The sequence below is a fragment of the Limnomicrobium aquaticum genome, assembly GCF_040545545.1.
In the GTDB taxonomy this organism is placed as follows: domain Bacteria; phylum Pseudomonadota; class Alphaproteobacteria; order Rhizobiales; family Rhizobiaceae; genus Ensifer_A; species Ensifer_A aquaticum.
Map to the genome: position 1 here is coordinate 1 of NZ_JBEPMB010000015.1, position 15,289 is coordinate 15,289.

Genomic DNA, 15,289 nt, shown 5'->3' on the forward strand with positions numbered 1-15,289 from the left:
ATTAAAGCCGCCATTGGCTTCCAGCGTATCGGTGCCCGTGACGCCGATGGCGCCCGTATCCGAGGTGAGGGCGATATCGCCCGCATCCCCGGTGAGGCCCGTCGTCTTGAGGGTCGTATAGGTCAGGTTACCCTTCGAATGCAGCGTCTGGGTTCCGCCGCTTGTGGCAAAGCCGACCGTCAGGGTGCTGCCGGAGGCGGTCAGGTCGATGGTTGTGGCGGCGGAGAGGGTGGACCAGTCGATCCGACCGCCGGTCGAGGTCACGACGATCTTGCCGGTCGTGCTGGTGATCCCCGTTCCGATGCTGTCCCCGAAGGCCGAAATGCCGGCGTTGCCGTATGCTGCAACCGTCGTGCCGCTGACCGAACCTGCCGTGGACGCGGCGGAGATTTTTCCGCCGGTGGATTTGAGCAGCGTGAAGGCGAGGTTGCCGCTTGCGAGATAGGTGGCATCGCCGCCGCTCGTCGCAGAGCCTATGGAGAGCGTGTCTGCCGTCAGCTTGAGCGCGCCGGCCGCCTGAAGGGTGTCGGCTTGCAGGGCGCTACTGCTCGTGATGTAGACCCCGGCGTTGTTGCCGGTGGCGGTGGCCGAGAACAGTGAAGCGGTGTCGAGAGCGAGCGCCGAGGTCGTGGAGCCAATACCGAGCGTGGCTGCAAGCGAGGCGGTCCCGTTGGCGCCGGTTGTCAGCGATAGTCCGCTGGAGGCCGAATAGAGCGTGCCGCCGGCCGAGATGGCAATGGCATCCGTCGCAGTCGCCGGGTTCAAGAGACTTTCGATCGCTGCCAGCGTTGCGTCGGCAAGCGTGTTCACGGTGACGGTGCCGAAAGCCTTGAGGAGTGTCCCGGCGTTCATCAACAGGGAGGCCGATGCGGTTTGGATGTTGCCGCCCGTCGAGCTGATCGTATCCGTGACCGTCAAGGCCTGGCCGGCGGAGAGCCAGATATTGCCGCTCGCGGTCAGGTTGGATACCGTCAGGCTGTTCGGCTGCGCGCTATTGACGGTCGGGGCGGAGATATTGGCAATGCCGGAGGCGCTGCCGGACAGGTGCCCGGTTGTGGAGATCGCGAGCGCGGTATTGACCGACCCGATATTCTTGCCGGAGTTCAGGACGATGTTGCCGGCCGAGATGTTGATACCGCTCAGTCCCGAATAGATCGAATAGTCTTGATGAGTCGAAATGGTCGCCGTGCCGCCGGCGAAGACGCGTTGCAGCGAGGCGTCACCCGATGCGAAATCGATGTTGACGCTGCCACCGGCCGACGCGTTGATCAGCGCCCCACCAATCTGGAGCGTCAAAGGAACGGCGCTGGACCCGATATTGCCGCTGCCGGCGACGAGGACCAGATTGCCGGGCGTGACGATCTGCGTGCTGGACGAAGGCTGGCCGGCGACCAGGCTTGCAGCGATGTTGCCGGGGGCCTTGAGGTCGACATCGCCGTGCGCAGTCAACTGGTTGATGTTGATCGACGATCCGGCGGTTGCCTGCAGATAGACCGAAGACGCCGAGGAGATGGTGAAGGCGCCAGACGCGCTGACGAAGACCGGCGCTGTCTGCGCAATGTTGAGCCCGGTGACGGTCGAGCCGGCTCCGAGTGTCGTCAGGCTGGTTCCGGCAGCAAGCGCGTGCCCGTTCGCATCGGTGCCGATCAGCGAGACGGAGCCCGGCGTGGTTGCCGATGCAAGGGCAGCCTGCTGCTGGCTGCTCAGCGTACCGTTAACCATTTGCCCGAGCGAGATCTGCATCCCGTTTGGATTGTATGTACCGATCGCTCCACCCTGCGTCACGAGCTTCACGTCATGGCCGACAATGTCCGGCGTTGCTGAGCTTCCGACCGTGGTGGAGGAGGGCTGCATGGCCGAAGCATCGACGGCTTGAACCATCTGCGCCGCCGTCCAGTTGGACGACATGGTGAGCCTGGTGGCGAGTGCACTGCCGGCCGTCACGGTGAATGGCGTCGTCGCTGCCGGCACGGCCGTTTGCCACGCAGTGCCATAGGCGTCGGCGAAAGTCGTCGCATAGGCCTGATAGCGCGCATTAGCCCAGGCCTGGATCTGCTCATCAGTCACGCTCGAGACCTGGGCAGCGCTGACGCCAAGAGCAGCGGCGGCCAGAGCCTTATATTGCGCCCTGTCGGCATCCGTCAGTGTCAGCGTGAAGACGCCGTTTGCCGCAGCCAGATCGTTTGCGGTCGCGAGAATCTGGGCATTCGTCGGCGTGACGAAGTGGGTCGCGCCGGACTGGGCGGTGCGCGCCGCTGCGATGGCAGCCGAGTTTGCAAAGGGCGCGTAGAGGGAAAGTGCCGCGCCCTCCAGCGCGCCGATGGTTCCCGACGCAACGGTGCCATTGGCGATGAATTGCAGATAGGTCGCCAGATTGGCGTTGACGGTGTTTTCAAAGCTCTTGATGGCGGACGCACCCGCGTCAGCATCGCTTGTGCCGATGAGATGAAGTGCAGCTGCGATGGCGGCAATCTGGTCCTGCGACAGGGCCGACGCGGATGTCTGGGAGAGAGAGTCGTAGATATTGCCATTGGCAACCGTGAGGGCGACATTGCCGGCGGTCGATGCGATCTGGCCGATCAGCAGGTCGCCGGTCGGGATATAAAGGCCGATATCGCTATAGGCGGATGCATTGAGCACGCCGCTCCGGGCGGTTTGCACGCTCAGCAGCTGGTTGGTCGCGCCGATGCTGCCGTTTGTACTCTTCAGCGTGACATTGGTGCCGGAAACATAGCTGCCGGATGCGGCGACAAGAGTGCCCGCTGCCGTCAGCCGAACGCTGCCGTTGGCCGCAGATACATAGAGGCCGTTCGCGCCCGAATTAAGGTTGGCGATGACACCGCCGTTTCCGGCGGCGCCTGAGAAGCTGCCGGTTGTAGTGCCGAGCCCCGTGGTGATCGTGACATTCACCGGATTGGCGGCGGTTCCGATAGATCCGCCGCTCGTCAGATTGACCGAAGCGCCGGAAATCGATGTTTCCGCGACCTGCTGTATCGACGAGGTGTTTGGCGACGTCGTGATGCTGGTGAGGCCGGTCGGGTTCTTGATGTCGCCGGACACAATGACGGAGGCGTTCGAGTTGATGGTGACGGCGCCAGTGGCGCTGCCGCTGAATGTGATGCCGACATTGTTGTCGGCGCGCTCGACGCTGGTAACGCGGACGAAGGCCCAGTCGGGGTACCATTGCGCAACGTTATAGGGTGCTGCGCAGGGATATCCCTGCCAGCATTGAGCCGGATTGCCGTTATTGTCCGATGCCTGATAACCGTGGCTGATGATATTGCCGAAAATCGTCTCGCGGTAGAGCGGTGCGCTCGGATCGACGATCACCTTGCCGACGGGGGTCAGCGAGATGCCCGATGACGAGACCCAGCCGCTGGCGGTCGACGGGACGGCGTCGGGTGACACGTAATAATAGGGATTGCCAGGCGTGCCGCTCACAAAGACCCAGTCGCTGGCCGAGGCAAAGACCGTTGCCCCTTCCTTGATCGTGGTCGTGAAGAAGCGCTTGAGCTGTGCCTCCTGAACATATTGATAGGAAGCACCAGTGACCGGCGAATAGGTCGCCGTCGTGCCGGACGAACTCGATTCCAGCCACGCGCCGCCGACAACATTGCCGTTGCCGTCGATGGGATTTGCACCGTTGCTGCTGATATAGGTCTTCACGCCCGCACCGGGATTGTAAACGAACGTCTTGGTATCGTTCGCCGATGTCCCGTTCACCTGGTCCTTCAGCCGATCGACAATCATGACCGTGCTGGTCGCCGCGCTGGCATTGGCGGCCGAGCCCGTATTGATCCCGTCGACCGAAAGGTCGAACCCGGTCTGGTTGTTGATAAGGACCTGGCCGAAGCCGCTGTTGATGTGGATATTGCCCAGCGTGTTGGAGCTGATGATCGCGCCGTCAAGAACGATGCTTGCCCCGGTCGAATGCGCTTCGATCTTGTCGAGCGATACACGGCCGCTGGAGAAATCGTAGGTGGCCTTGACGTCGCGGGCCGAATTGGCACTGAAGCCGAGATAGGACGAGACGTCGAGGCTGCCGCCTGTATAGGCCGTGTTGAGCAGATTGAAAGCAGCCGTTGCGCCATACTGGTTCGTCAGTTGCTGCGAGATCGCGTAAGCCGTCGAGATGTCGCCGCCGGCCAGGCTCTGGCGATACTGGTTGAGCTGGCCGACGAAGCTACCCATCGCTGCGTTGAGCGTGATGTTGTAGACGGTGGGCGGCCCGGCATAGATGGCGCCGTTGATGTCGATCGTCGCCGCGTGGACCTCGATCAGGTTGCCGTAAATCTGCTGGCTCTGGGCGCTTCCCGATACGGACTGGAGGTCGGGGTTGGTGATCGTGTAGCTGAGGGCCTGCTGCACATAGGCGGTCTGTGTCGTATGATAGACGGAAATCGTCGCGCCGGACGGGCAGGCGAGCAGGCCGTTATAGGAGCAGGCGCCGAAGAGGATGATCTCGGAATGCGCGTTAGCCGCATTGTTGCCGTTGACCGGGCCATCGAGTGCCGTGCCGTAAAGGCTCGTGTTGATGTCCCCGCCGCCATTGTTTTGTATCTGGTCGACGCCTTGAAGTTGGTTCACGTAGATCGAGCTTGCCACATACATGATCGCGTTATTGGCATTCGTCCCGTGTATCCCGCCGGGATAGATCGCGGAGCCGGACCACTCGGTCACGGGCGATGCGCCGGCGATGAAGCTGCCATCGGCCGAGTTCGCATCGACGATCAATGCGCCATAAGGCACCGAAACCAGAACCTGATTGCCCTGCGTCCCGCCGATGCTGACGGCCTTCTTGTTCCCCTGGGCGTCGACGACGAAATTGCCTGCACTATCCGTTGCATAGACGGTCTGATAAATCAGCGAACCGTTGGAATTGGTGATGCTGACGACACCCCCGAGATTGGTGATCGGGGCATCGACGATCAGCGGCGCGCCGGCACCTCGGTCGCCACTCGTATTGGTGAGCGCGATGGTGATCGAGCCTGCCGTGCTCGTGCCGTCGGCATGACGCGCGATGCCGGCCGCATTGGCCGCCGCTTCCGTCGCATTGCCGCTGAAGGTGATCAGGCCGGCCGGCACATTCGGGATATAGGCGCCGCCAACGAGCACGACCGCAATGGGGTTCGCATTGTTTACCGTGATCGACGGGCTGCCATAGGCATAGATCGAGCCACCGCCGGTCAGCGTATCGGCCATGATGTCGGCATTGCCGCCGGAGGCGAAGAGCGCGCCGAAGCGGACCGCTGCGATGTTGCCGCTCGAAATGTTGCCGTGATTGAGCAGCGTCTGATACTGCGCCGCCGTCAACAGGCAGCTTGCAGTGATGCTCGCCGAACAACTGGAGGTGTTGGTGGCGGAATAAGTGTAGTTGACCGGCGCGCCCGAGGCGTTCTCGGTCACGGTGCCGTCCGCGTTGATGGTCAGTTGCAGCGTGTGATACTGACCGGCAACAATCGTGCCGCCGAGATTGACAGTCGAGGTGGTCGGCGCGGAGGCGCTGTCATGGCCCACTGTGACCGGAATGAAGGCCAGTTCGTAACCATGGCCGGTCCCGTCCGCCTGGACGGAGGCTCCGCCGCGATTGGCAGCGACGCTGACGTTCTGACCGGCATAAACGCGCGAGCCGGCGCCGAGATCGACGGAGGCGTTTGTCGCAATACTGGTGGTCGCCTCGGCGGTCGGTACGGCAATCAGGCCGCGAACATAGCCTTGCGCGATCGCATTCCCCGCCAGGTTGTTCGACTGACCTTTCATCAGGTCTTTGCCCGCCGTGACGTTCACATTGTAGAACGCCGCAAGCGTGGTCGGATTGGCGGCGCTGCTGAGCACCTTGATCCGTTCGTTCTCGGTCAGGTCGATGGATGCGTTGGCGCTGCCGACGGCGGCCACACCCCATGTGGAGACATTGCCGGTCGCGGTGACTGCGCCGGTCGTGTAGGTCGCAAGGTTGATGGAGCCGCGGGTGGCCAGCGCCACGCCGGTGCCGATGTCGATCTCGTTCGTCAAGATGGCCTTGACGGTCGAGTTGACGCCCGCGCCCTGGATCAGGCCGCCGGTTGTCAGGTCGTCTTCGTCCGCGATATTGATGATGCTGGTGGCAATCATCGCGATGCTGCCGGGAGCCAGCGTCGCATCGGTGCCGGAGGTGATGTCGTCGCCATTGCCGATGGAGATGGTCGTGCCGCCGGCGTTGCGGTTGATGTTGATCGTGCTGGTCGCGCCCGCGCCGTTGATGCCGCCGCCGGCACCGGCTCTGGTGCCGGACTTCGTATCGGTGAATGTGTTGGTCGCGGTGATATTGACCGCCGCCTGGCAACCATAGGCGATGCAGACCTTGGTAAGGCCCCCGGCCGACGCATTCAGCGCCACCGTCGTGCCAATGTCCACGCTGACCGTCGATGTCCCGTCATGCTTGGAAAGCGCGGCACTCGCGCCGACAATTCCTGCGTTGAGGGAATTGGCCATCTGGCCGAAAATATCCGAATGGTCGGCCGATACCGAGATCGATGTGGCGGAAATTCTCGAATTGTCGCCCACCGATGCGGTGACGGTCGACGTGTCCGTTGTCCCGGCGACCGATCCGTTGCCGGCATAGACGCCGCCCGCTCCGGCGGTGGAATCCGCATTGTTCGTGTCGCTGCCGGTCGCGGAAATGCTGACATCCCCGGTGCCGGGCGTTGTGATATTGCCGTTGGCATCGCGTGCCTGTGCGGTGCTGAGCGTATTCTGGCCCACGCGGGCGGTCGTCGTCGACGTGGAGCTTGCCTCAGCATCGACCAGACCGACAGCCAATCCGCCGGAGATCGCCACGCCGGTGCCCTTGGCATATTGATTAGTCTTGTTCGAGGCCGAGATCGAGACGGCGCCGGACGGCAGGCGGAAGCCGTCACGCGTTTCGGCAATCACGGTCGTGTTGCTTTTAGCATTGGCCGTTGTGTCATTGAAAGCGAAGCTCAAAGCGCCGCTGCCGGCGATACTCCACGCCGCAGCCGTCGTCCCGCCCGCCTGGAAATCGGATGTCTCGGTCGGCAAAACGGTTGCGCTTGAGGGAAATGCCGTCGCCGATGTTCCGGTGATATTGACGAGTGCCTTGATCGTCAGCCCGGAGGTCTGCGTCAGGTCGGCACCGCCGTCCACGTACGCGGTGACTGTCGCATTGGCTTCGGCATCCGCGATGGAGATGCCCGCAGCCGACGAGCCCGCCGAGACGCCGAACGCAAACGCCTTGGCATCCGGCGAGGCTGTTGCGGACACGGTGAGGCCGGATATGGCGACGATGCGGCTGCCGGCAAGGACACCGGAGGTCACTTGTGCGGTGTCCGTGGCCGTGGCGGAAACACCGGTTCCGGCAAGGCCCGCACCGCCCGCGCCGCCCTTCCCGAAGGCATAGGTTGCCCCGCCCTCGCTAGCCTGCACGGTGACTGTCTGCGCCACGATACCGGCACTGGATTGGGTCTTCGCATTCACGATGCTCGAACGGTCGGCCTTTGCCACCGACGCGCCGACGGCGGCGTAGATGGACACGGCGACACCCGTCACATCGCTCGCCGATGTCGATGTGTCGGCTGCGGAAACGGTGACGGTATTGGCAAGCACCGTCCCGGTCACGCCGTTGACGGTTGCCGTGCCTCCGCTGACGGTCGAGTTGACGAGCGCATTGATCGTATTGCTGATTTCGGAAATGGCGACGGCCGCGCCCAGCCCGGCATAGCCGCCACCCCCACCCGCGATGGCGGTCGTATGCGCAGCGCGGTCGCCGTCGTCGCCGGCGCCGGCGGTGATCGAAAGCGACTGCGTGGCAATCGTGCCGCCCGAAGCCTGCGCCGTGATGGCCTGGCGAACCGTTGTGTAGCCGACGGCCGCGCCGAGGCCGGCCGAGCCGCTGACAGCGACTGTACCGACAGCATTCTCAATCGCGACATTGCCCGTGGCTGTGATCGTGACCGCATTGGCCGTCACCGTGCCGCCGTTGATCGCGGCGGTGATGCCATCGCTTCCCGCGCCAAGGGCAGCGCTCATGCTGCCGCCTGAGCGTGTCGCGGTATCCGCGCTGCCCACGGAGGCACCGATATCGCTCGTCTGGGCAGCCGAGGCTGCATCGCCCACCAGAACAACGCCGACCGTTCCCGCAAGCGCCACGGAGCCCGCGAGCGCGCCGGTCACAGTCTTGGCCGTGATATCGCGCGCGCTTGTCGCCGAAACGCCGACCGAGCCGGGTGTCCTGATAGTGGACTGATTAATCAGGGCCTGGTTGGAGCTCTTGAGGATCGCGACGTTGACGGCAGCGCCGCCCGCGGCCGATCCACCTGCCGCCACGCCGCCCGTCGTCGCGTTGAGATTGACAGTTTCGTTCCCGCTCACATCGATGCCGCTCTGGCCCGTCGGCGATGCCGCGAGGACCGTGACATTTGCGTTTTCGATCTTGGCGAGCGTCTTGTTAGTGAGGAGATTGACGGTCGCCATGGCGGCGACGCCGCCGGTTCCGCCGAGCGCGAAACCGAAGTCGTAGCTTTTTGTCTTCGTTGTCGTCGAGGCATAGACCGCGAGAGCATTGGCGGTGCCCGTCGCCCCGCTCAGCGTCACCGCGATCGCATCGTCTGTGGCACCCAGATAGGCGTTCGTCTCGTTGTTCATGGTGGCGACGACGACGCCGGCACCCACGCCGGCGGTCCCCCCGATGGCATAAGAGCCGACGATACCGTAATATCCGTCTGTCGTGTTGGCCTTGACGGCGAGCGTGCTGGCGTTGAGCGTGCCGCCCTTCGCGTAGGCCGATGTCTTGGCGGAGAATGTGTTGGCGATGGCGGAGCCCGCGACGCCGACGCTGTCGGAGGCAGCAACGCCTGCGGAGATTCCCGACGTGCCCAGCCAGGCATTGGCAAGGATCGCGACCGCGCCTGCGGGATGCGCCGCGCTGCCTGTCGTGCTGTCCTGGAGATAGGCGTTGGTCGCGCCGCTCATCAGGTTGATGACAAGCGTGACCGTTCCGGCGGCATTGCCGCCCGAGCCCGCCATGCCGACATCGAGATTGTTGGCGAAGGCCGCGCTCGAGGCCGCAATGCGGATATCCGGCGCGGTGCTAGTCAAGTTTGTGTCGAGAAGGGCGTTGACCGCATAGGCGCTTGTCGCACCCTTCATCGTGTTGGTGATGACATTGGCGGCAAGCGCCGTGCCGCTCGCAGAACCGGCAGCGACCGCCGAGATGGTCTTGACGGTCTGTAGCGAGGTGGCAACGACGGCGATGCCGTTGACCGTCACAGAGCCGTTCTGCAGCGCGGGAAGCGCGTCCGGCGAGACCAGCGCCGACGGATCGACGGCGGTCAGCAATTGCCCGCTATCCACCCCGTAACCGGTTGATCGGCCGAAGGCATCGACCGTGCTGCCCGAGACATAGGCGCTGGTCGTGCCGCTGATCTCGTTGACGAGAACGGAGGCGCTGGCGGTGGTTCCGGTGCCGGCAGACAAGGCAAGCGAACCAGCATAGACGGTGATCGCATCGGAATTGTTGGCGAGGAGAATGACGTTGTTCTGCGCTGCGACAGTCGAGCTGTTGACGATCGAGGCGTAAACGCTGGTTGCCTCGGTGCTGAGCGAAATCGACCCGGCCCCGGTGAGGCTGGACGTGTCTGGCGTCGAGGGTGCGCTCTGCTGCTGCGGGGGCGTCGAGGCGGCCTGAAGGCGGGCCAGCGATGCCGGCACGAATTTGGTGAAAAGCGTGCTGAGCGGCGAGGAGGAACTGCCGCCGCCGGACGAGGGCGTGGTCGCGGATGCGCCGCCGCTGAAGGAGCCGGTGACGGAGGCCGTCGTGATCGCGGCATTCGACTGGCCGGAAACCAGGAGCGAGCCACCCATTGCGGAGGCGGTCGTCGGCAGGTTCGCCGTGACGCTGGCAGTGGAAATCGTGGCCGCCACGTAATTCGCGATCTGGTTGACTGTGACGGAGAGGCCGACCGCAGAGCTGTTCATATTAGCGGCCAGAGCGCCGGTCGCGCCGCGAATATGCGCGCCATCTTCAGCCGTCACGGACACGGATTTCGCCGTCACGCTCGTGGGACCGCTGCCGCCGATCTGGGCGATGACGCCGTCTGCAATAGAATTGTAAACGACGGAGCCGAGGCCGGCCACGGAACCGGCGGCGATGTTTGCGCCGACCGCGACGCCGAGAATTTCGGCATCGTTGGTCGAGGTGACCGTGACTGTCCCGCCGGAGATCAGGATCACGCCGTCGACGGTCGCCTGGTTGATCTGGGCGATCTGGTTGACCACGAGCGAAAGGCCGACATTGCTCTTGCCATAGGCGATCTGGCCGGCGACGGCGATAATCGCGGCGCCGGATGCGGAAGTCGGGGAAACCGCGTTGGCAGAAAAGTCGACATTTGCATTGCCCGCACCCGTACCGCCGCCGGAACTTGCGAGGCCTCCGGTCGCGGCGATCTGTGCGTTGGAAATCAGGGCGTCGAGATTTGAATCGGATCCGCCGGAGGAGGAGACGGTGACGTCGCCCGAGGTGGCAACACTGCCATTGAGGATTTTCGCGGTGATCGTCGGAGCGATCTTGTTGACAATCACGGAACCGGCGAACCCATAGGTGCCGGCCCCGCCCGTCGCAACCGCCGCGCCCGCAACGATGCGGCTCTGGTCGAGTGCCATGACCGAGAGGCGGGCTGTGTTCACGACGGTCGAGTTGGAAATGATCGCCGAAACCGCGTCGCCCGAACTCGGGTCGCCGATCTCGACATAGGTGAGCGCGATGCCGATGCCGGTGCCGCCGCCGGTCAATCCGGCTGAAAGCGCGCCGCCGCCGATACCGATCCGGGTCTTTCGATCGGCCGCGATGGAAATCGTTCCGTTTGCCGAAGTCGAGGCGCCGCCGAGGCTGGATCTATCGACCAGCGCCTGAACGCCATTGCGGTTGACGAGCACGGAGCCGGATATCGAGGCATTCGTGGCCGAAGACGCACTGCCGGAGGTGAGCGCGACTGCCAGCCCGATCACGGTGTTTTCGCCGCCGGCGAGCGCCTGAACGCCGATATTGGTCGCCGTCACCTGCGAGTGCCTGATGGTTGCCGTCGTCATGTCGGCGCTGTTGTCGAGGGCAAGCGTGCCCGCGATGGCGGCCGTGCGGCTGGTTCCCGGTGCGCCAATGGCAACCGCAGCGGCACCGCTGGCGGTCGTCAGAATCGTATTGTTGAGCGCCTGGACGGTGACGCTATTGTCAGCCCCGCTGGTGAAAGCGGAAATATGCGCGTCGGCGATACCGGCCGAGGTGGAGAGCGATGTCAGGCTGATCGACGAACTGCCGGCACCGGCCATGCTGCCGGTGCCGTTGACCATGTTCATGTTGTCGCTGGTCAGGTTGTTCACCGCGTCGTCGATTTTCGCGGCGACCGCGGCCATCTTGTTGGCCATATAGTAGCCAAGCTGGGTGAGATAGTTGGCATCGTCGGGGGCGGTGCGCTGAAGAGCCTCGGAGGCGGTCGGCGGAACCGCATTGTTGGAATATTGGGCGGCGACGGACAGGGTCTGCAACCGGCCGGTCGTAAGCGCCGTGACCGCCAGCCTGTCTGCGGTCACAGTCCCGGGCGGCACATATCCCGTGCCCGCGTCGTCGGACCCAGCACCGCTTTTGCCGAGTTCCTGGCTGTTGTCGCCGATAAAGGCTGCGGTCGCTGTTTCCAGATCGACCAATGCAACGGACAGGCCGACGCCCGATGAGGTCGAGCTGCCGACTGCACCGGCGATATCGAAGGAGGAAAGCTGCTGCTGGGCCGAGATCGACACGGTGGGCGCGCTGATCGTCGCGAGATTGCTGATCGAAGCGGATGTATTGTTGTCGATCATCAGCACCGAAGCGATGCCGTTCAGACCCAGCCCCGAGCCCTTGCCGGAGGTCGGCGAAACGGCAAAGACGGTGTCCGCCGTCTTTGCCGACACGTCGAGAATACCTGCCGATGTAACCGACGCGCCGGCCGCGATCCCGGCAATGGTGTTGCTGTTGAAGATGTTGACATTGGCCGAGCCGCCGACCGCTGTCGCGTCCGAGCCTCCGCCATTGGTGCCGGCAATGCCAAGCCAGGAGAAATTGCCGCCGACATTGATGCTCTGCGTCTCGGTCAGCGCCTTGACTTCGATATTGCCGGTAATGTCGACGCTCTGGAAACTCGTATCGAACCCGGCGCCGGAGATGGAATAGGTGGAGGCGGGCGCGGCCGTGCCGGTCTGGACGAGGATCGCATTGCTGCCAACCCAGGCCGTGGTATCGTTGGTAATATTGAAATAGTTGACCGCGCCGGAAATGCCGCCGTCGGTCGCGGTTGCCGTCGCGTTGGCATAACTGGTCAGGATATCGTTGACGACGCCGGCATTGGCATTGAGATGCGATATGACGCTGCTGAAATCGCTCCACTGCATCCACGAATTGAGGATCGGAACCTCGGTCTGCGCATCCACGACGATCTGGCCGGCCGAAACATGGCTGCCCGAAGCGATGAAGGCGTTCGATTTATGCGTGATTTGGGCGACGGCAACCGCCATGGAGACAGCGGTCGATGCGGACGGGTTGAGCGGAGACGGATCGGAGGACGAGTTGACCTGGCTTGAAGCATCGCTGCGGATGCCCGCATCCGTCAGAAGGCTGACAACGCCGACGCTCCCGGTTGCTGACACGTTCGGCGCTGTAAGCGAGGCCTCGGAGCTTTGGCTGCCGAGATTGAGCCCCAGCGTGATGCCGCCCTTGGACGTTTCGGACATGCCCCCGTTGGCCGCCGCCTGGCCGGCCTTTCCAGCCTGGAAGTAGCCGCCTGGTCCGAAGACGTCCGTCAGGAAGGAAGACTCGCTGACGATCGTGGAGAAGGTATCGCCCGCAAAGTCGTTGCCCACCGTCGTCGAGGCCCGAACCACGTTTGCCGTCGTGTTGGAGCCTGAATAGACATCGACATTGCCGGCCGTGGTGACGTTCGCGCCGAGTTTGGCGGTCGCATAGGTGTTGATGTTGCTGACGGCAACCGAAACGCCGGCATTGCCGTTGCCCATGGCATTGGCGCTGGCAGCCGTGGAGAAGTTGTTGGTGTTCTGCGCCGCAACGGCGACGGAACCCGCCTGGGAAATGTTGGCGCCGCTGTCGATCGACGCATTCGTGCGGATCGTCCCGGTCGAATAGGCGAAGGCGGAATCCGCCGCGGTGTTCGTGGAAAAGACCTGCGCATTCACGCTCAGCGTGGCGGAGTTGACAGCCGAGACGGTGAGTTTGCCGCCGCTATAGATGGTGGCTCCGCTGGCAATGTTGGCGGAAACGGACGCATTCGTCTCGCCCACGACGATCGCCGCGCCGATCAATTGCTGAAACAGACCGCTTGCCGGAACGATATGGATGTCCGACGCGGTTTCCGAGCCGGAAGCGGAAAGGGTGACCGCGCCGCTGCCGCGAATGCTGGCGCCCGACAGGACGCTGACATTGGCCGTCGCCGACGAGCCGAGATAGCCCCCGTTGATGCCGGTGAGCAGCCCGAACACCGTCCGTCCAACGGTCGAGGCGATGTTCGTCGTGCTCGCCAGCAGCGAGACGCTGGAGGTGGAGGTGGCCGAAGCCGTGATATCGGCGCCGGTGATCGTGCCGGCGATCGTGATGCCGGTTGTCGCCGAAGACGGTGCCCAGGCCTGCAGGTCCGTTGCCGTCGCGGTCAGCTTCACATCGCCGGCGGTGTAGGCGGTCGAGGCTGAATTGTTGACGTCGGCATAGATCGCCGCGCCGCCTGAAATCGTGATCGACGGAGCCGTCAGCGTCACGGAGCCGGAACTGCCGGTGGAGACGACACCCGCTGCCGAAAGGAGGCCGGTGACATGGTTGCCGCTATAGGCGCGGGTGTCGATGACACCGGCAATCGTGATGGAATTCGACGCGTCCAGCACAACATTCACGCCGTTGCTGTAGATGCTGGCCGAGCCGGATGTTCCGCCGATCACGAGGTCGGTCGGGTCGAACAGGATCGTGCCGCTCTTGCCCGATTTCGAGCCGAGGTCGAATTTGACACCCGCCGCAATCGTGTCGGTGCCGACCGCGCTGATTTCGACAAACCCGCCATTACCGGTGCCGAGTGCGCTGGCCGTAAAGCTCGCGCCGGAGGCAACGGTCGTGTCGATATCCGATTTGATGGAGATCGTGCCGCCATCGGCGGTCCCACGACCTTTCGCCACGAATGCGGCGGTCGATCCGATAATTGTGTTGCCCGCCCGCACCGCGATCTGACCGGCAGTCGCGGAATGCGCTGCCTGCACGGCAAGCCGGCCGTCGATCCGCGCGGTCTTCCCGGCTTCGATGGAGATGGCGGGAGCTGACTGTGTCGAGACGGCGACCTGATTGGATTTCGAGCCCGCCTTGATGCGCGCAGTCTTTTCGATATTGACGCTGCCTTGCGCACGGATGCTGACCGCGCCGGAGGGACCCTTGGCGTGAACCTTTCCGCCGACATTGACGTCGCCGGCCGCAACGAGCTTGATCGAACCGTTCCTGACGACGATGGCGCCGCCTTCCGTCATCCCTGACGAATTCACGGTCGCGTGGAACTGCGCCTTCTGCCGGGCCGCCTTTTTTGCTTCCTTTTCGGAGCCCGCGACGGTGATGTCATGGGCGGTGATCTTCACATAGCTTTCGGCATTGATCTTGCCGGAAATAACCACCGATCCATCGGGCGAGATCGGCACATTGCCCTCGATCATCCGGGCGGCGAGGCCCTGGTCGATCTGGCCGGCCTTGTTGAGCACGTTGTCGAGCGTGGCCGAAGTCGGGGTGACGATGGTCAGGCCGCCGGTATTGATCGTGCCCTTCTTGCCCACGACGAGGCCATAAGGGTCGGCAAAGACGATATTCCCGCCAATCGATCCGTTCTGGTAGGAATTGACCGTACCCTGGATATCGACAGGGGCACTGCGGACGATATTGACCAGATAGCCGGCGCCGGTCGGCACATGCAGGTTGACGGTATTGCCTTCCGCCGCGCCGAAGGTAGAGAAGGAGTTATAGGCATTGCCGCCGGCAAGCGTGCCGGTCGTGATGTCGGTCACCTTGCCCTGGACCGAGAGGGAGGTCGCGGTGCGGCCATCCGGAGCGATGGTGTTGCCGGGCGAATTCGGGCTGCCCGTATCCTGACCGAAGGCGGACGATCCGGTTGCCAGCGAAATGATGGCAAAGGAAGCCAGCGCCGAGCCGCAGAGCAGTCTCGACTTGATGGCCGCTTGCCGGCCTTTGGCTGATCGCTGGCTGCGCATGAAACCTCCGAGACCTGTC

1 protein-coding gene is annotated in these 15,289 nt (G+C 63.7%); it reads right to left on the reverse strand.

Annotation, left to right across the window (positions count from 1 at the left end; translation table 11 throughout):
* Nucleotides 1-15,270, reverse strand: a 15,270-nt coding sequence (locus ABID16_RS22830) for a leukotoxin LktA family filamentous adhesin (RefSeq protein ID WP_354558687.1), incomplete at its 3' end; no start/stop codon positions are given.
* Nucleotides 15,271-15,289 lie beyond the last annotated feature (19 nt).